At 63.7% G+C, this 17,478-nt stretch carries 18 protein-coding genes; 8 read left to right on the top strand and 10 right to left on the bottom strand.

Annotated elements, in window-relative coordinates; all coding sequences use genetic code 11:
• The first annotated feature begins 77 nt into the window (after positions 1-77).
• From JN279_RS20100 to JN279_RS20120, 5 genes are all read left to right on the top strand, one after another.
• Positions 78-2,141, top strand: a complete 2,064-nt coding sequence (locus JN279_RS20100; RefSeq protein ID WP_096457437.1) for a prolyl oligopeptidase family serine peptidase — start codon at positions 78-80, stop codon at positions 2,139-2,141.
• A gap of 68 nt (positions 2,142-2,209) precedes the next feature.
• Positions 2,210-2,335: a capsid protein gene (locus tag JN279_RS20105; RefSeq protein WP_081293941.1), complete on the top strand. Its 126-nt coding sequence runs from the start codon at positions 2,210-2,212 to the stop codon at positions 2,333-2,335.
• A gap of 50 nt (positions 2,336-2,385) precedes the next feature.
• Positions 2,386-3,765: an aspartate aminotransferase family protein gene (locus tag JN279_RS20110; protein ID WP_096446962.1), complete on the top strand. Its 1,380-nt coding sequence runs from the start codon at positions 2,386-2,388 to the stop codon at positions 3,763-3,765.
• A gap of 138 nt (positions 3,766-3,903) precedes the next feature.
• Entirely contained in the window at positions 3,904-4,269 is a 366-nt protein-coding gene (locus JN279_RS20115; RefSeq protein ID WP_096446960.1) for a hypothetical protein, read from the top strand.
• Positions 4,270-4,412: 143 nt separating this feature from the next.
• Complete coding sequence (locus JN279_RS20120) at positions 4,413-4,997, top strand: cytochrome c oxidase assembly factor Coa1 family protein (RefSeq protein WP_244734048.1); 585 nt, start codon at positions 4,413-4,415, stop codon at positions 4,995-4,997.
• A 280-nt stretch (positions 4,998-5,277) separates the two neighbouring features.
• On the opposite strand, the gene mmsB is transcribed toward JN279_RS20120, so the two are convergent.
• Positions 5,278-6,162: a 3-hydroxyisobutyrate dehydrogenase gene (gene mmsB / locus JN279_RS20125; protein ID WP_096446958.1), complete on the bottom strand. Its 885-nt coding sequence runs from the start codon at positions 6,160-6,162 to the stop codon at positions 5,278-5,280.
• A 26-nt stretch (positions 6,163-6,188) separates the two neighbouring features.
• Positions 6,189-7,355, bottom strand: a complete 1,167-nt coding sequence (locus JN279_RS20130; protein WP_096446956.1) for an isobutyryl-CoA dehydrogenase — start codon at positions 7,353-7,355, stop codon at positions 6,189-6,191.
• A gap of 142 nt (positions 7,356-7,497) precedes the next feature.
• Between JN279_RS20130 and JN279_RS20135 the strand changes: the two genes are divergently transcribed.
• Together JN279_RS20135 and JN279_RS20140 are read left to right on the top strand one after the other, a co-directional pair.
• Positions 7,498-8,112 (top strand): dimethylsulfonioproprionate lyase family protein, encoded by a 615-nt coding sequence (locus JN279_RS20135; RefSeq protein WP_096446954.1) that lies wholly within the window; start codon positions 7,498-7,500, stop codon positions 8,110-8,112.
• The gene (locus JN279_RS20140) at positions 8,112-9,587 is read left to right on the top strand and encodes a cobyric acid synthase (protein ID WP_096446952.1); all 1,476 of its coding nucleotides are present in this window, start codon (positions 8,112-8,114) and stop codon (positions 9,585-9,587) included. The genes JN279_RS20135 and JN279_RS20140 overlap by 1 nt, the downstream gene beginning before the upstream one ends.
• A 151-nt stretch (positions 9,588-9,738) precedes the next feature.
• Here JN279_RS20140 and JN279_RS20145 read toward each other — a convergent pair whose 3' ends face one another.
• The 4 genes from JN279_RS20145 to JN279_RS20160 all read right to left on the bottom strand — a co-directional run bounded on the left by JN279_RS20145 (position 9,739) and on the right by JN279_RS20160 (position 12,172).
• Positions 9,739-10,158 (bottom strand): VOC family protein, encoded by a 420-nt coding sequence (locus tag JN279_RS20145; RefSeq protein ID WP_096446950.1) that lies wholly within the window; start codon positions 10,156-10,158, stop codon positions 9,739-9,741.
• A gap of 73 nt (positions 10,159-10,231) precedes the next feature.
• Positions 10,232-11,062, bottom strand: a complete 831-nt coding sequence (locus tag JN279_RS20150; RefSeq protein ID WP_096446948.1) for a helix-turn-helix domain-containing protein — start codon at positions 11,060-11,062, stop codon at positions 10,232-10,234.
• 102 nt (positions 11,063-11,164) lie between these two features.
• Entirely contained in the window at positions 11,165-11,335 is a 171-nt protein-coding gene (locus JN279_RS20155) for a hypothetical protein (RefSeq protein WP_080511798.1), read from the bottom strand.
• A 51-nt stretch (positions 11,336-11,386) separates the two neighbouring features.
• A complete protein-coding gene (locus tag JN279_RS20160) occupies positions 11,387-12,172 on the bottom strand; it encodes a TSUP family transporter (protein ID WP_096446946.1) in 786 nt (261 codons plus the stop codon).
• Between the two features lie 147 nt (positions 12,173-12,319).
• On the opposite strand from JN279_RS20160, the gene JN279_RS20165 reads away from it, so the two are divergent.
• A complete protein-coding gene (locus JN279_RS20165) occupies positions 12,320-12,751 on the top strand; it encodes a TerB family tellurite resistance protein (protein WP_096446944.1) in 432 nt (143 codons plus the stop codon).
• Positions 12,752-12,820: 69 nt separating this feature from the next.
• On the opposite strand, the gene JN279_RS20170 is transcribed toward JN279_RS20165, so the two are convergent.
• From JN279_RS20170 to JN279_RS20185, 4 genes are read right to left on the bottom strand one after another with little or no spacing between them, the layout of a single operon-like run.
• Positions 12,821-14,089, bottom strand: coding sequence for a tetratricopeptide repeat protein (locus tag JN279_RS20170; RefSeq protein ID WP_202350067.1), 1,269 nt, complete (start codon positions 14,087-14,089; stop codon positions 12,821-12,823).
• Positions 14,031-15,653, bottom strand: coding sequence for an ABC transporter ATP-binding protein (locus tag JN279_RS20175; RefSeq protein ID WP_096446940.1), 1,623 nt, complete (start codon positions 15,651-15,653; stop codon positions 14,031-14,033). Before JN279_RS20175 ends, JN279_RS20170 begins: the two co-directional genes overlap by 59 nt.
• Entirely contained in the window at positions 15,650-16,519 is an 870-nt protein-coding gene (locus JN279_RS20180; protein WP_202350068.1) for an ABC transporter permease, read from the bottom strand. The genes JN279_RS20175 and JN279_RS20180 overlap by 4 nt, the downstream gene beginning before the upstream one ends.
• On the bottom strand, positions 16,516-17,463 hold the full coding sequence (locus JN279_RS20185) for an ABC transporter permease (protein WP_096446936.1): 948 nt from the start codon (positions 17,461-17,463) through the stop codon (positions 16,516-16,518). Before JN279_RS20185 ends, JN279_RS20180 begins: the two co-directional genes overlap by 4 nt.
• Between the last annotated feature and the right edge of the window lie 15 nt (positions 17,464-17,478).

Raw genomic sequence — 17,478 nt, forward strand, 5'->3', positions numbered from 1 at the left:
CCACTGTTGAGATGCCGCAACTCTTGAATACCGGCTGCGGCATGTCGATGTTGCGTGCCGAAACTATCGGAGATTCCATGACCAAGCCCATCACCAAGCCAGAAGCCAGCATCGAAGATCCCTTTCTCTGGCTGGAGGACAGGACCGCCAAGCAGTCGCTCGACTGGGTGCATGGCCAGAACGAGATCACGACAGGCGAATTGCAGGGCGATCCGTCCTATCAGGCGTCGTTCGAGACGGCGCTCGACCTGATGACGGCCGAGGACAACATAGCCGTCGGCGCGGCAATCGCCGGCCATGTCTATAATTTCTGGCAGGACAAGACCAATGCGCTCGGCCTGTGGCGCCGCACGACGGTCGCGTCCTACAAGACCGAGAAGCCGGTCTGGGAAACGATCATCGACTTCGACCAGCTTGCGGCGAAGGAGGGCATAAAATGGGTGTTCAGCGGCGCCAGCCGCCTCTATCCGGACTTCAGCCGTTGCCTGCTGTCGATGTCGCCGGATGGCGGCGATGCCAGCGAGATGCGCGAATTCGACATCGAAACCAAATCATTCGTAGAAGGCGGATATCACGCGCGAGCCTCGAAGTCGGGCTTCAGTTGGCTGGACAAGGACACCGTCATCGTCTCGGCGGCCTTCGAGGACGCTGATAAGACCGAATCCGGCTACCCGCGCGTGATCAAGTTGTGGAAGCGCGGCACCAAGCTGGAAGAGGCGATGCCGATCTTCGAGGCAAAGACCGAGGATCTCGCCGCCGGAGCCGGCGTCGAGTTCGACGGCGACAAGCGTCACGTGTTTCTGGCGCGGGCGATCGATTTCTTCGCATCGCACAGCTTCTTGCATCTGCCGTCTGGTGAAAACCGGCGCATTCCGCTGCCCGACGACGCCACCGACACATCGCTTTTCAAGGATCAGCTGGTGTTCGGGGTGCGTACACCGTGGACGGCGCCGGACGGTACCGCCTGCCAGCCGGACGGGCTTTACTCGCTCGATTTCGCGCACTGGATCGAAACCGGCAGTTTCGGCGCCATCGAGACCCTGCTGGCGCCGGCCTATCGCGTCTCGATCGCCGGCATTGCCCACACACAGGACCGGCTGTTCGTCAGCCTGATGGACAATGTGCGCGGCAAGGTGCTCGTCTGCGAGCGCAAGGGCGGCGCCTGGTCGCTTAAGCCCGTCGCGCTGCCCGAGAACGGCACTGTCGGCATCAGCCATGCCGAGCATTTCGGCTCCAGCGTGTCCTTCTCCTTCACCGATTTCCTGACGCCGAGTTCGATCATCTGGTCGGATGATGATGGTGAGACGCTGGAGACGGTGAAGTCGCAGCCGGCGCGGTTCGATGCCGCGCCGCTGATCTCGGAACAGTTCGAGGCGCGCTCGAAGGACGGCACGATGATCCCGTACTTCGTCGTCAGGCGGCGCGACCAGAAGGGGCCGGTGCCGACGCTGCTCTACGGCTATGGCGGCTTCGAAGTGCCGCTCTTGCCCGGCTATGCCGGCGTGCGCGGCAGGCTGTGGCTGGAGAAGGGCAACGCCTATGTGCAGGCCTGCATCCGCGGCGGTGGCGAGTTCGGGCCGGCCTGGCATCAGGCGGCGCTGAAAGGCAATCGCCAGAACGGTTTTGACGATTTCGCCGCCGTGGCCGAAGACGTCGTCAGGCGCGGCATCGCGACGGCCAGCTCGCTCGGCATCCAGGGCGGCTCGAATGGCGGCCTGCTGACCGGCGTTTCCTTGACGCAACACCCGGAACTGTTCGGCGCCGTCATCATCGAGGTGCCGCTGCTCGACATGCTGCGCTACACCGAATTGCCGCCCGGCGCCTCATGGATGGCCGAATATGGCGATCCGTCGAAGCCGGAAGATGCAAAATGGCTGTCCGCCTATTCGCCCTACCAGCACGTCCAGGCTAATGCTGCCTATCCGCCGGTGCTGTTGACCACCTCGACAGCCGATGACCGCGTCCATCCCGGCCATGCCCGCAAGATGGCCGCCCGGCTGCAGGAGGCCGGCCATGCCGAGACGCTGTTTTTCGAGGAGACGGAAGGCGGGCATGGCGGGCGTGGCGACCGCCGGCCGCAGGCGGCGCAGACGGCGATGAAATATGTCTTCCTGCAGCGGGCGTTGACCGCCAAGGCCTAGAGTCATTTGTTCATGGGCCAAGCAAAGGGTGGTTCACCTCGGCCAGCCTTTGCTCTAAGGTGCCCGCCATGGCTCCTGCTATGACCTTTGTCTGCACGTTCGGGGTCGCGGTGACACCGTCACCGCGCACGCTGCGCGCGGAGCTTTTGCGGCTGTGCGCCCGCATCGGTTATTCGCCGCCTGCCAGCCTCTGATGCATTCGCCCCGGCGCCAGCCGGACTGAATCCAGAGGAAAGAATCACACATGACCTATCAGAATTATTCGCTGAAGCAGCTTCAGCAGATCGACGCCGCGCATCATCTCCATCCCTTCACCGACCACAAGGAATTGCGCGAGGCGGGTTCGCGCATCATCACCCACGCCAATGGCCCGTTCATCTACGATTCCGAAGGGGCGGAGCTGCTCGACGGCATGGCCGGCCTGTGGTGCGTCAACATCGGCTATGGCCGCGACGAACTGGCCGAGGCCGCCTATGCGCAGATGAAGGAACTGCCTTACTACAATTCCTTCTTTAAATGCTCGACGCCGACGCCGGTGCTGTTGTCCAAGAAGCTGGCCGAGATCGCGCCGAAGAACGTCAATCAGGTGTTCTACGGCTCCTCTGGCTCGGAGGCCAACGACACCGCCTTGCGTCTTGTCCGCCACTACTGGGTGATCGAGGGCAAGCCGGAGAAGAACCGCATCATCTCGCGCAAGATGGCCTATCACGGCTCGACCATCGCCGGCACGTCGCTCGGCGGCATGGACGCCATGCACAAGCAGCTCAATGGCGCCGTGCCCAACATCGTCCATGTGATGATGCCCTATGCCTATGAGCTGGCGCTGCCGGGCGAGAGCGACCATGATTTCGGCCTGCGCGCGGCCAAATCGGTCGAGGACGCCATCCTCGAGGCCGGCGCCGACAAGGTCGCGGCTTTCATCGGCGAGCCGGTGATGGGCGCGGGCGGCGTCAAGATCCCGCCGGCGAGCTACTGGCCGGAAGTGCAGCGCATCTGCCGCAAGTACGATGTGCTTTTGATGCTCGACGAGGTCATCACCGGCTATGGCCGCACGGGCGAATGGTTCGCGGCGCAGACCTTCGGCATCGAGCCCGATACCATCACCACGGCCAAGGCGTTGACCTCGGGCTACCAGCCGCTGTCGGCACTGCTGGTCGGCGACCGCATCACCTCGACGCTGGTCGACAAGGGCGGCGAGTTCAACCACGGCTACACCTATTCCGGGCATCCGGTGGCCTGCGCCGTGGCCTTGAAGAACCTCGAGATCATCGAGCAGGAAGGCTTGGTCGACCGTGTCAGGAACGACACCGGACCTTATTTCGCCAAGGCCTTGCAGGAGCGCATTGCCGGGCATGATCTGGTCGGCGAGGTGCGTTCGATCGGCCTGATGGGGGCGATCGAGATCGTCAAGGACAAGGCGACCAAGGAACGGTTCCTGCCGTCGGGAAGTGCCGCGGTGACGGTGCGTGATCACGCGATTGCCAACGGCATGATGCTGCGCGCCACCGGTGACACGATGATCCTGTCGCCGCCGCTGATCTGGACCCGCGACACGATCGACATGGCCTGCGAGCGTATCGGCAAAGCGCTGGACCTGGCACAGGCAGATCTGCGCAAGCGGTAAGCCGAACCCCGACCGGGCGTTTCTTCAGGGAACGCCCGGCCTCGGGAAACATACTGCCTCGATGGGGAACAAACTTCATCCTCCGCGCGTAGTGTGTGAGGCAGCGGCCGATCCGGCTGCGATAGGGGGCTCATTTCCATGAGAAAAGCCGGCAAGAGCCGACGCGCGCAGGAAGCAGCCAGCATCGGCGCCGACCTGATGCTGGCGCCGATGGTGGCGATGATGCGTCTGCCGTTGATGGCGATGGACGCCGGCAGCAGCCAGCCCTGGGGCACCGAAACCGTGCGTGCGGTGAACGAGAAGACCGCGGCAATCGCCGAGGGCGCGTTCGCGGCGCAAATGTCGTTCCTGCAGTCGGCGTCGCGGTTCTGGCCAGAACTCCTTTCCGGTCGCACGCCGTCGCTGTTCAACGGCGTCGCGGCAGAACGGTCGATCAGCGCCGCGCTGAAGCCGGCAAGCCGCGCAGTGAAGGCGAATTTTCGCCGGCTTTCGTCAAAGGCTTGAAATAGACCCTGCAGAACTTTGATTTTGCGCATTGTCGAGATCATGGGCTAGAACCAATCGGTATGCGCACCGATGGGGGACATCATGGCCGGACAACCGCTCAACCAGCCGGCTGAAATCCCGGCCGAACTCGATCGCTGGAATTGGGGCGCCTTCTTCCTCAACTGGATCTGGGGAATTGGCAACAGCACTTTCATCGCGCTGCTGGCGCTGATCCCGGTCGTCAACCTCATCATGATCTTTGTGCTTGGCGCACGCGGCAGCCGCTGGGCCTGGCAGAACGGGCCTGGCGCGACGCGGAGCAGTTCCGCAAGACGCAGCGCAACTGGGCGATCGCCGGGCTGGTCGTCTGGGTGGTGGGGATCGGCGGTTGCGCGGCGTCGGTCGGCAGCGTTCCCTACATCCTGAAAGGCAGTGATGCCTACCACATGACCATGGATGCCATTCGCGCCGACACCCGCGTGAAAGCCGCAATCGGCGACGATATGACCGACAATTTCTGGGTTGGCGGCAGTCTCAACGTCAACGCGAATGGCGCCGGCGATGCCCAGTTCGGCATTCCGGTCCATGGCGCCAAAGGCAAAGGTACCGTGTTTTCCCACCTGGTTCGCAATGCAGGCACATGGAGCATACGACTGCTGGTGGTCAGGGTGGATGGGGTGGATGCGCCGATCGTATTGACGAACGAAGATCATGTGCCAATCCCGAACGCGGCGATCGGAATATAGACGCAAGGCTTGATTGTGTGCGGCAGAAACGCAAAAACCGCGCTCCATCGGGAACGCGGCTTTGCCAGATACGCATGGCGTTTCGCTACTGAAACACTGCGAAACTTACGGGCTCCGGTACGCGAGACCTGATCCGGAGCGCCGGGCGGATGCGATATGTCCGCCTCGCCATCCGTTTTATAGGGACATCGTTACCGCGGAGTTATCGAGAGCTTAAGCAAATCTAAATTTGCGGGTTTTCTGCCGGGTTGATCCGGGAAAAACCCATAAAATCCGTTGGTTACGCTGGGTTACCCCTTAGAAAATTAATTATGCCGGAGAAATCGGCGCCGCCATGCCCCTGGGCGTTGAACAGGGCATAGAGCTGCGCCGCCTCGGCGCCAAGCGGAGTCACCGCGCCCGCGCCAAGTGCTGCTTCCTGGGACAATTTCAGGTCTTTCAGCATAAGCGCCGCGGCAAAACCTGGCTTGTAATCCCTGTTGGCGGGGGAGGTGGGCACCGGGCCGGGCACCGGACAATAGGTGGTCAAGGACCAGCACTGGCCCGACGAGGTCGAGGCGACGTCGAACAGCGCCTGATGCGACAGGCCGAGCTTTTCCGCCAGCACGAAAGCCTCGGCGACGCCGATCATCGAGATGCCGAGGATCATGTTGTTGCAGATCTTCGCCGCCTGACCGGCACCGTCGCCGCCGCAATGGACGATGCGGCCCGCCATCGGCTTCAGGATAGGTTCGGCGGCGGCGAAGGCATCGTTCGAGCCGCCGGCCATGAAGGTCAGCGTGCCGGCTGCCGCACCACCGGTGCCGCCCGAGACGGGTGCATCGATGGAGAGCAGGCCGTGCTTCGCGGCAATCGCATGCGCCTTGCGCGCCGAGTCGACGTCGATGGTCGAGGAATCGATGAACAGCGCGCCCTTTTTCGCCTTGGGCGCGATGTCCTCATAGACCGACAGCACATGCTTGCCGGCGGGCAGCATGGTGATCACCACATCGGCATCCTTCACGGCGGCCGGCGCATTGGCCATGACAACGACGCCCTGCTCGCGCGCGACGGTCAAATTCTCGGGCATCAGATCGAAGCCATGCACTTGATGCCCAGCCTTGACCAGGTTAACGGCCATTGGATTGCCCATATTGCCGAGGCCGATGAAGGCGATCGTCGTCATTGTCTCACTCCCGGAGTTTATTGGCTTCAGCGGCCGATCAATGCCCGCGCGATGATGACGCGCATGATCTCGTTGGTGCCTTCGAGGATCTGGTGGACTCTGAGGTCGCGTACCAGTTTCTCGATGCCGTAATCGTGCAGATAGCCGTAACCACCGAGCAGCTGCAGCGCGTTGTTGGCGACGTTGAAGCCGGTATCGGTGACGAAGCGCTTGGCCATCGCCGACCATTTGCCGGCATCGGGCGCCTTGCGGTCGAGCTTGGAGGCCGCCGCATAGAGGAAGATGCGCGACGCCTGCAGCTCCGTCTCCATGTCGGCCAGCCTGAACTGCAGCGCCTGGAACTGGTTGATCTTCGAGCCGAAGGCCTTGCGCTCGGCGGTGTAGGACAGCGCCTTGTCGAGCGCCGACTGGGCGCCGCCCAGCGAACAGGCGGCGATGTTCAGCCGGCCGCCATCGAGCCCGGCCATGGCGATGCCGAAACCGGCGCCTTCACCCGACAAAAGGTTTTCCGCCGGCACCTTGCAGTCCTCGAAAATGACCTGGCGGGTCGACTGCATATGCCAGCCCATCTTGTGCTCGTTGGCACCGAAGGAGAGGCCAGGCGCATCTTTCGGCACGACGATTGTGGAGATGCCTTTCGGCCCGTCGGCGCCGGTGCGCACCATCACGGCATAGACATCGCTGTCGCCGGCGCCCGAGATGAATTGCTTGGCGCCGTTGAGCACATAGTCGCCGCCGCTCTTCACCGCGCGGGTCTTGAGCGCCGCGGCATCCGAGCCGGAGCCCGGTTCGGTCAGGCAGTAGCTTGCCAGCCATTCCATGGAGGTGAGCTTCGGCAGGAAGCGCTGGCGCTGCTCGTCATTGCCGAAGCGGTCGATCATCGAGGCCACCATGTTGTGGATCGAGATGAAGGACGAAAAGCCAGGATCGGCATGCGACAGCGCCTCGAAGATCAGCACGGCGTCGAGGCGGCCGAGCGCGGAACCGCCGACATCGTCCCTGACATAGATGCCGCCGAGGCCGAGCGGCCCGGTCTCGCGGATGACGTCGGCCGGGAAATGCTTCCGGCGATCCCAGTCGAGCGCATTCGGCGCGACGCGGTCGGCGGCGAAGGCCTGCGCCATCTCCTGGATGGCGCGCTGTTCCTCGTTGAGTTCGAACTGGCTGGTGCTCGCATCGACCGCGGCGTCCATGGCGTTCTCTCCCTATATGCCAGCTAGCCCGCTGGCCTGTCGTTTTTGGCTTTGCGCAGGCATCAATCTAGACCAATGATGCCGCCGCGCAACCCGATCCCCTGCGGAGCGGCTGTGCATCAATGCATGTCCGGAGCGAGATGTGACGACAAAATTCGATGAGCTGCTTGGGCGATTCCACGCCTATCTCGCTTGCGTGGACAACGCCCTGGTGCGCGACGCCGTGGCCCGCATTGGCTGGGACATGCCGGCCCGTGCGCTGGAGCCGCATCCGCTCGGTTGTGTACGGCATCTCGATGACGCAGCAGACTTGGCGCCACCGGCTGCGAAACCGTTGGTGCAATGGCTGGCGCAGCAGCGCAACGTATTGCGCTGGGGCCAGACCTACACCGAGGCTGATTTCGGCAAGGCCTTCATCGACAATTACGGCTGGCTGGAAGTGTTCGGCACGCGTGGCCATTTCGCCAATGACGAGGTCGCGGCCGGCCTGCTGATCCTTGGGCCAGAGATCGTCTATCCCGACCACCATCATGTCGCCGAGGAGATCTACATTCCACTGACCGGCGGTACGGAATGGCGCATGGGGGAGAGCGGCTTCCGCCAGCGGGAGGCCGGCGAAGTCGTCCACCACGCTGCCAATGTCAGCCACGCCATGCGAACCGGCCGCGAGCCGCTTTTGGCGCTCTACATCTGGCGTGGCGGGCCGCTGGCGCAGAAATCCACGATCACCGGAACTGTGGCGCAGGGCCGGAACTGATGGCCAAAGCGATCATGCTGCAGGGCACGGGTTCGGATGTCGGCAAGACGGTGCTGGTCGCCGGCCTGTGCCGCGCCGCCAGGAATCGTGGCCTGAAAGTGCGGCCGTTCAAGCCGCAGAACATGTCGAACAATGCCGCCGTCGCCGATATTCCCGGCGACAACAGCAATAGCGGCGGCGAGATCGGTCGCGCGCAGTGGCTGCAGGCGATCGCTTGCGGCGTCGCGCCGTCGGTCCACATGAACCCGGTGCTGCTTAAGCCGCAGACCGATGTCGGCGCGCAGGTGATCGTCCAGGGCAAGGTGTTCGGCGAGGCGCGGGCGCGCGACTACCAGGCGCTTAAGGCCCGGCTGATGGATGCCGTGCTGGATTCTTGGAGCAAGGTCGGTGAGGGCGCCGATCTGGTCATCGTCGAGGGTGCCGGCTCGCCGGCCGAGATCAACCTCAGAAGCCGCGACATCGCCAATATGGGCTTTGCCACGCGTGCCAATGTACCAGTGGTTCTGGTCGGCGACATCGATCGCGGCGGCGTCATCGCCTCGGTCGCCGGCACGCATCTGATCCTGCCGGAAGAGGATCGGCGCATGATCGTCGGCTATCTCATCAACAAGTTCCGCGGCGACGTTTCGCTGTTCGATGACGGCCTGAAGGCGATCGAGAAATTCACCGGCTGGCGCTGCTTTGGCGTGGTGCCGTGGCTGAAGGCGGCGGCGCGGCTGCCCTCGGAGGATTCGGTGGTGCTGGAACGGCTGGCGTCCGGCGAGGCGCGGGCGCTTAAGGTCGCGGTGCCGATGCTTGGCCGCATTGCCAATTTCGACGATCTCGATCCGCTCAAGGCCGAACCGCAGGTCGAAGTGGTGTTCGTGCCTCCCGGCAAGCCGCTGCCGGCCGATGCCGGGCTGGTGGTCATTCCAGGTTCCAAATCGACGATCGGCGATCTCCTGAAATTTCGCGAGAATGGCTGGGACCGGGATCTTGCCGCGCACCGCAAGCGCGGCGGCCATGTCGTGGGCATTTGCGGCGGCTATCAGATGCTCGGCCGCCGCGTGCGCGATCCCGACGGCATCGAGGGCAGCGTCACCGAGACCGAAGGGCTTGGCCTGCTCGATATCGAAACGGTGATGGAGCCGGAGAAGACGGTGCGCAACGTCAGCGCGCGCTCGGTGCAATTCGATCTCCCGCTCGAAGGCTATGAAATCCATCTCGGCCGCACCACGGGTCCGGACACGATGCGACCATCGGCGATCATCAATGGTGTCGCGGACGGTGCGATCTCGGCCGATGGCAAGGTGTTAGGCACCTATATGCATGGCCTGTTCGGCGCCGACGGCTTTCGCGGGAAATTCATCGAAAGCCTCGGCATCAAGGGCGGTGGCATCGACTATCGCGCCGAAGTCGAGCGCGCGCTGGACGAGGTCGCGGCCGAGCTGGAAACCCATCTCGACTGCGATGCGATTTTCGGGCTGGCTCGGTGAGGCGCGCCGATATTCAGGTGAGGCCGGCCTGCAAATGGTGGCTTCCTGCGCTTCCGGTGCTCACGTAGGAAAAGTACGCTCCGCTCCGGTTCTCGGAACCCGTCATTTTCGGCTCGGCCTGACCTGAATCTCAGCACCCCTCAGGCCGGTGTCAGCCCTTGTCGCCCGCCTTCGGCCAGTAGGTGCCAAACGACCAGACACTGCCCTCGGGATCGCGGCAGATGAATTCTCGGCTGCCATAGTCGCGGTTGGTCAGTTCCTGGATGATCGTCGCGCCGGCCTTCTTTGCCTTGGCATAGGCGGCGTCGGCATCGTCGACGGCGACATAGATCGACTTGCCGCCGCCTGAGCCGGGTTCGCCGACCATCTTGCCGTAATCGTCATCGCGCGCGCTGCCCAGCATGATCATCGACGAGCCGAAGACCAGTTCGGCATGGTGCACGACATCGCCTTCACCATAGCGGGCACGGACGCTGAAGCCGAACGCTTCCCCCAGCCAGTCGATCATTTTCGCCGCGTTCTTGTAGCGCAGGGCAGGGTAGAGGCGTGGGGCTTCGTTGCTGGTGGTCATGTCGATCTCCTCAAAGTTGGGTTGGTCGATAACCCACTCTGTTCGAAGGCTGTTCCAGCGTCTTGAAGAAATGTTACCTGCTGACAAGTGCCGTCGGCGTCTCGCCAGCAAGGTCGCGGAACTCGCGCACCAAATGCGCCTGGTCGGCATAGCCGCAATCGGCGGCGATATCGGCCCAGTCGGCCGTCGGCTGTCGCGACAGGCCGAGCGCCCGGTTGAAGCGGACGATGCGCGACAGCGTCTTTGGGCCGAGGCCGGTTGCCTCGTTGAATTTTTCGGCGAGGTGTTTGCGGCTCCAGCCCACTCTTTCAGCGATCGATGCAATCCGGGTCCGGCCGCCTGATGCGATGATGCGATGATAAGCCCAGGCGATTTCCAGCGGCGTTTCGGCAGCGCTGGCAAGACGGGCGGTGACGAAGGCTTCGGCCAGGTCGAAACGCGACGCCCAGTCCGGCGCATTGCCAAGCTGTTCGCGCAGCGCCCTGCCTTCGGTGCCCAGCACGTCGTCGAGGACGACCATGCTGTCGGTCAGCTCGCTCATCGGCAGGCGGAAGAAGCGGCGCGCCCCAAGCGGGGTGAAGTTGATCTGGACGCAGCAAGCGGCGCCGAAGGATTCGATCATCACCGGCCCAGCAAAAAGCCCGGCGGCGAAGCTGGCAAAGCGGTCTTTGTCGCCGGGCGCCTTGCCGAGGCCGATGGCGAAGGGCTCGGCGAAACTGACCACCAGAGGTACGGTCAGCGAGGCGTATTCGACATTGCGGAAATGACCTGCCGCGGTTTCCCGATAGCCGCAAATGTCAGACACGATGCCATCAAGCCCAGGATCGGGAAGGCGCCGGCGCATCTCGAAGCGCCCCGCGATGGAGCGGTCCTGTTCCTTCCGGCGCTGCATCTCGATCGGCATTGGCCATCCTTCCGCCGCGATAAATCTATCAGCCGTGCACCGGAATCAAAAGCGCCCGGCTTTTGGCCGGGCGCTCTCTGTCCCCACTTCAAGGGAAACCTGTCAGGCGCCGCGCATCAGGCAGCCGGCGGCGAGCACGATGTAGGCAATGAGAACGATCCACACCGATGCGAGCGGGATAAAGGCAAGAACGCCAAGCGCGGCGAGAATGCCGATGATGGCGATGACCAGGGAAATGATGAAAACGATCTGGGTAGGCGCGCTGAGATTCATGCGTGGCTCCTCCAACATGATTCGAACAGTGCCATAGTAACAGGCGCGTGATCACACACCAATCATGACACGCAGCGGGTTGGCGGGGTCGGCCAGCAGCTTCACCGCGAGCGCCACGCAGACGATTACCAGCAGCGGCTTGATCAGCCTGGCGCCGATGCGCATGGCCAGGCTTGCGCCAACACGGGCGCCGAGGAACTGGGCAACGCCCATCATAAGGCCGATCTTCCAGGAGATGACGCCGACAGCGGCAAAGACGATGAAGCCGCCGATGTTGGAGGCGAAGTTCAGCAGCTTGGTATGCGCCGTCGCCTTGAGCACGCCGTAGCCGGCAAGGGCGACGAAGGCCAGCATGTAGAAGGAGCCGGCGCCGGGGCCGAACAGGCCGTCATAGAAGCCGATTGACGGTACCAGGGTCAGTCCGAACAGGAATGGCGACAGGCGCTCGGCCCGGTCGACATCGTTCATATTGGGCTTCAGCGCGAAATAAAGCGCAATGGCGATCAGCACCAGGGGCAGCAGGGCGCGCAGGAGATCGCCAGGAACGATGGTGGCCAGCAAGGCGCCAACGACACCCCCGGCAGCCGCCAGCAGCGCCGACGGCAATTGCCGACGCAGGTCGACATGGCCCCTGGAGGCGTAGTGGATCGTCGCCGACCCGGAGCCGAACATGCCTTGCAGCTTGTTGGTTCCAAGCGCCTCGACCGGTGAGAAGCCGGCAAGCAAAAGCGCCGGAATGGTGATCAGCCCGCCGCCGCCGGCAATCGAATCGACGAAGCCCGCGGCAAAGGCGGCGAGCGCAAGCATGACGATTGTCTGGGTGGTGAGATCGATCATCTGATGTGCGGAGACGTCCGGTCGGCGGGATAACGGCGTTCGACCACGACAGCCCTGTTTGCGCAAGGCCGATTCCGCGCTACCTCTATCCAAGCGCATCGCGCTTGGATTTGTATTTGTGCGTCGTTAACCCGGAAAGAGGCCCCGATGGCATTCGCATTGCTGGACCAGATACGCTCCATCTTCGACGGCGACCCGGGCGTGCGCAAGGTCGCCGACGATCCAGTCCTGTCGGCTGAACTGCTGATGCTGTTCCGCATGATCCTCGCCGACGGGACAGTCAGCGAGAGCGAGATGGTTGCCTTCCGGCGCATCTGCAAGGACGCTTTCGGCATTCAGGAAACCAGTATCGACGCCGTCATCGAATATCTCAATGAGTTCGGCTACGAGACCAATGGCTCGCAGGCGATCGCACTGTTTCGCGATCTCGATGTCGAACGGCGCAAGCAACTGGCCCAGCACATGGCGGAGATCGCCAAGGCGGATTCGCAGCTGGCCGAGAGCGAGGTGCGCCTGCTGCGCCGCACGCTCGACCTGCTCGACATCAACCCGGTCGACGTGGTGAAGCCGGAAGAGTAGCGCTGCCTGAGTAACGGGTTTGTCGGCGCCGAGGAAACCTTCCTTGTGGCCGCCGAACCGCGTGCCGTGTCATCCGCCCATCTTCGTCAGCTCGTCCTTTGCCAGCGTGCTCCAGCGCGCAGCACGCTTCAAAAGCGCGATCGCCTTGGCCTTGTCCGCTTCGTAGCCGCCTCGACCTTCCGCCATGTCATGGGCGAGGGCGACAACGGCGTCTTCATTGCCTTGATCTGCCGCCAGCTTGTAGAGGCGTGCCGCCTCGCGCGAATCCTGTGGTAATCCGCCCTTGCCCTCCTCGTAGAACACGCCGAGATCGTACAGTGCGTATTTGTTGCCGGCATCGCTCGCCTGCCTGAAGAGCCGAGCGGCCTGGCTGTCGTCCTTCGGCAGGCCGTAGCTGCCGCGCTCATAGGCCTTGGCCGCGAAGTCCCACGTCTGGGGATCGTCGCCGGCCGCGGCCTTCTGGATCAGCCGCAGCGCCTCTTCCGGGTTCGGCGACAGGCCGCCTTTGCCCCTGAAATACATCCTGGCGAGATCAAACGCCGCCTGGGCGCTGCCGAGCACTGCTGCCTGGTGCCAGAGCTGGACGACGTCTGCTTGCCTGTCTTCAGCCAGGCTCAACGGCAGGCCGAGCGCGTAGAGTGCGTCCGCGTCGCCGGCGTCGGCTGCCTGCTTGATGAATTGGATCTGCGCTTCGCGGGGGTCGGTGGCGAAGGTCGTATCCGCGAACAGGTTCCGGCGCTGCGACTTGGCCTCCGTTGAGTCTGACACCATCGCGTTTTTCAGAAGAAGCATGGCCTGGCTGGTGTCCTGCTGGAAACCATCGCTGCCGCGCCAATAGAAGGCGGCCAACGCAACCTCGGCCGCGGGATAGTTCTGGTCCGCGGCGCTCTTATAGCTTTTGCCTGCCAGCGCCATTTCATCAGCCGACGACGAGCCGACACTTCCGCTTGCTTCATGCGCACGGCCGAGGTCGAACAGCAGGCGCGGATTGTTCGGATCGGCGGCCAGCGTCTTTTCGCAAGCCGCGATGGCCGCGGCCGGGTCGATCCCGTAGAGGCCAACTCCTTCGCCGACCCGATTCGGATCGGTGGGCGAGCCCGCCAGACGGTCACACTCGGTCGGTTGACCGGCAAACGCCGCCCCGGCCATCAACAATCCGAACACTCCGGCGACAATCCTTCGACGCGACCGCATGGAGCCCCCTGCTTGTTTGGTTCTCCAAACCATATTTGGATTTTTGCGCTTGGTATATGCGTTGCGAGCGAGGTTTGTGGGGCCTTTACCCCTGTTCCTGCATCCGTTTCGCGATTGCCCTGTGCAGGTCCGGCGCGGCGGCAACCAGCGCCCTGGCGGCCTCGGACTGCGGATGATCCAGCACCTCGCTGGTCTTGCCGCGCTCGATGATCTTGCCGTCATGCATGACCAGCACCTCGTCGGTGATCGCACGGGCGACGGTCAGGTCGTGGGTGATGAAGAGATAGGCAATGCCGAGCTTCTGGTTGAGCTCGGCGAACAAATCGAGGATCTGGGCACGGATCGAGACATCGAGCGCCGAGACCGGCTCGTCGGCAACGACCAGCTTGGGACGGGTGATGATGGCGCGGGCGATCGACAAGCGCTGGCGCTGGCCGCCTGAAAATTCGTGCGGGTACTTGTCCATGTCGCGCTGATCGAGGCCGACTTCGTGCAGCGCATGCGCCACCATCTCGCGGCGTTCAGTGCGCGTCGGCTTCTTCTCCAACACATGCAAGGGTTCGGCGACCAGTTTCTCAACCTTTTGGCGCGGATCGAAGGAGCCGTAGGGGTCCTGGAACACAACCTGCATGTCGCGCCTGGCGGGCTTCAGCTCGGCTTCGCTCTTGCCGGTGATGGTCTCGCCGCGAAAGCGGATCGTGCCCTGGCTGGGCTTGTCGAGCGCCAGGATCATGCGGGCAAGCGTTGACTTGCCGCAACCGGAGCGGCCGACCAGCGCCACCGATTGGCCCGGCCCGATCGACAGCGAGACATCGTCGACGGCGTGGATAGGGGCCGCCCGTTTGAACAGGGAGGCGCGGCGGCCGGGATAGTCGCGGGTCACGCCTTCGACCTGGAGCAGGGGCTTGCTTTGGCTTGCGTCATGCGGTCTCGCACGTGCCGGCACATGCATCGAGGCCTGCGCCAGCTGGCGCGTGTAGGGGTGGAGTTGCGCCGACAGCGTGCGCGCCGTGTCGCCGGCTTCCATCACCTCGCCATGGCGCAGGATGGTGATGCGGTCGGCCATCTCGGTCACCACGGCGAGGTCGTGCGAGATCAAGAGCAGGCCCATGCGGCTTTCCGCGACGAGATCGCGCAAGAGGTCGAGGATCTGCGCCTGCAGCACCACGTCGAGCGCCGTCGTCGGCTCGTCGGCGATCAAGAGCTTCGGTTTCAGCGCGCAGGCGATGGCGATGACGACGCGTTGGCGCTGGCCACCGGACAGTTCGTGCGGATAGCGCGACAGCGGGAATTTCGCTTCGGGTAGACCGACGCGATCGAGCATTTTTCGCGCCCGCTCCTCGGCCGTCGCGCGTGTGGCCTTGGTGTGCCAGCGTATGCCTTCGGCCACCTGTTCGCCGATCGTCTTGACCGGATTGAGCGCTGTCATCGGCTCCTGGAACACCATGCCGATGTCGTCGCCGCGTAGCGCGCACATCTGGTCCTCGGTTGCTCCGAGAATGTCTATTCCGTCGAATGTCACGCGCCCGGTGGCGCGCGCGGCATGCGGGAGAAGCCGCATCACCGTCAGCGCCGTCATCGATTTGCCGGAGCCGGATTCGCCGACCAGCCCCATCACTTCGCCAGATGCGACGGAGAGCTCCATGTCTTTCAGGATCTGTGTGTCGCCGATGGTCAGCGACAGTTTGTCGATTTCCAGCAGGCTCATCGCTGCCGCCGCGATTTCGGGTCGAGAATGTCGGCGATGCCGTCGCCCAGGAGGTTCAGGCCGAGCACGGTGATGACGATCGCCATGCCGGGAAAGATCGCCATCCACGGCGCAACCACCATGCGGGTCTGCGCGTCGAACAGCATGCGGCCCCAGCTCGGCATGGGCGGCTGCGCGCCGAGGCCGAGATAGGAAAGCCCGGCTTCGGCCAGGATGCCCAGCGCGAACTGGATGGTGCCTTGCACCAGGAGCAGCGTGGCGATGTTGGGCAGCACATGCTCGATCGATATCTGCGTGCTGCTTTTTCCGGCGGCGCGCGCGGCCAGGATGAACTCGCGCGGCCAGATCGCCAGTGCGCCGGCACGCGCGACGCGGGCAAAGACCGGGATGTTGAAGATGCCGATGGCGATGATGGCGTTGACGGCGCCCGGCCCGAAGATGGCGGTTATCATGATCGCCGACAGCAGCGCCGGAAAGGCGAAGACGAGATCGTTGACGCGCATCAGCGCCTCGTCGACGAGGCCGCCACGCGCCGCGGCGAAGGCGCCGAGCGGCACGCCGACGCCCATGCCGATGCCGACCGCGACAAGTGCCACGGCGATCGAATTGCGGGCGCCGACCATGATCATCGACAGGATATCGCGGCCGAAATGGTCGGTGCCGAACCAATGCGCCAGCGAGGGACCTTGCGTCTTGTCTGATATGACCAGCTTCGTCACATCGTAAGGCGTCCAGATATAGGAGACGACAGCCATCGCCAGGATCAGCAAGGTGATGACGAAGCCGGTGACGAATGCCGTGTTCCTGAAAGCCTTGGCCAGGATGGAGCTGAACGTCTCCTCAGGGATGTCGATGTGCAGCGTCATTGCCGGCTTCTCAGGCGTGGATCGACGACCGCATAGGAGAGGTCGACGACCAGGTTGACGGCAATGACGGCGGCGACCAGCAGCATGACGACGCTTTCGACGACGATCAGGTCGCGCTGGGTGATCGCCTGGAACACCAGCCGGCCGAGGCCGGGGAGATAGAAAACATTCTCGATGATGATGGTGCCGGCGAGCAGGAAGGCGAATTGCAGGCCCAGAATGGTCAGCACCGGGATCATGGCGTTGCGCAGCGCGTGCCGCCAGAGAACGGCACGATAGGGCAGACCCTTGGCGCGGGCGGTGCGGATATAGTCCTCGTTCAGCACCTCGATCAGCGCCGAGCGGGTGACGCGCGCCAGGATCGCCGCTTGCGGCAGCGCCAACGCCACGGCTGGCAGCAGCAGGGATTTCAGCGCTGGCCAGATGCCGGGGCTCCAGCCGGGAAAGCCGCCGGCCGGCACCAGCCGCAGCCATACGGCGAAGACATAGATCAGCATCAGCGCGAACCAGAAATTGGGCACGGCGACGCCAAGCTGTGCCGCGCCCATGGAAATCGTGTCGCCGGCCCGGCCGCGCCGGCTGGCGGAAAACAGGCCGACCGGAATGGCGATGATCGTGGAGAGCGCAAGCGCGATCAGCGCCAGCGGCAGCGAGACCACAAGCCGTTCACGCACGAGATCGATGACCGGCACCGAATAGGTGTAGGAGCGGCCTAAATCGAGACTGAGCAGGCCGCCGGCCCAGTGCAGGTAACGCCAGAGCAGGGGAGCATTCAGGCCCATCTGGTTGCGCAGCAGTTCGACCTGGTCGGCGCTGGCATTCATGCCCAGCATCAGCCGCGCCGGGTCGCCGGGCAGGATTTCCAGCACGGCGAACACCACAATGGAGGCCAGTAGCAGCGTGGCGAGGGAGATGGCGAGGCGCTTGAGGAGGTAGGCGGTCATCCGCACCAACGTGCC

Source organism: Mesorhizobium sp. 113-1-2, assembly GCF_016756475.1.
GTDB classification, from domain to species: Bacteria; Pseudomonadota; Alphaproteobacteria; order Rhizobiales; family Rhizobiaceae; genus Mesorhizobium; species Mesorhizobium loti_C.

Coding starts and splice junctions, on each gene's coding strand:
- JN279_RS20175 (WP_096446940.1), bottom strand. CDS start 15,653: ATGAGCCTGCTGGAAATCGACAAACTGTCGCTGACCATCGGCGACACA.
- JN279_RS20150 (WP_096446948.1), bottom strand. CDS start 11,062: ATGCCGATCGAGATGCAGCGCCGGAAGGAACAGGACCGCTCCATCGCG.
- JN279_RS20100 (WP_096457437.1), top strand. CDS start 78: ATGACCAAGCCCATCACCAAGCCAGAAGCCAGCATCGAAGATCCCTTT.
- JN279_RS20110 (WP_096446962.1), top strand. CDS start 2,386: ATGACCTATCAGAATTATTCGCTGAAGCAGCTTCAGCAGATCGACGCC.
- JN279_RS20140 (WP_096446952.1), top strand. CDS start 8,112: ATGGCCAAAGCGATCATGCTGCAGGGCACGGGTTCGGATGTCGGCAAG.
- JN279_RS20115 (WP_096446960.1), top strand. CDS start 3,904: ATGAGAAAAGCCGGCAAGAGCCGACGCGCGCAGGAAGCAGCCAGCATC.
- mmsB (WP_096446958.1), bottom strand. CDS start 6,162: ATGACGACGATCGCCTTCATCGGCCTCGGCAATATGGGCAATCCAATG.
- JN279_RS20105 (WP_081293941.1), top strand. CDS start 2,210: ATGGCTCCTGCTATGACCTTTGTCTGCACGTTCGGGGTCGCGGTGACA.
- JN279_RS20180 (WP_202350068.1), bottom strand. CDS start 16,519: ATGACGCTGCACATCGACATCCCTGAGGAGACGTTCAGCTCCATCCTG.
- JN279_RS20185 (WP_096446936.1), bottom strand. CDS start 17,463: ATGACCGCCTACCTCCTCAAGCGCCTCGCCATCTCCCTCGCCACGCTG.
- JN279_RS20155 (WP_080511798.1), bottom strand. CDS start 11,335: ATGAATCTCAGCGCGCCTACCCAGATCGTTTTCATCATTTCCCTGGTC.
- JN279_RS20165 (WP_096446944.1), top strand. CDS start 12,320: ATGGCATTCGCATTGCTGGACCAGATACGCTCCATCTTCGACGGCGAC.
- JN279_RS20160 (WP_096446946.1), bottom strand. CDS start 12,172: ATGATCGATCTCACCACCCAGACAATCGTCATGCTTGCGCTCGCCGCC.
- JN279_RS20145 (WP_096446950.1), bottom strand. CDS start 10,158: ATGACCACCAGCAACGAAGCCCCACGCCTCTACCCTGCCCTGCGCTAC.
- JN279_RS20130 (WP_096446956.1), bottom strand. CDS start 7,355: ATGGACGCCGCGGTCGATGCGAGCACCAGCCAGTTCGAACTCAACGAG.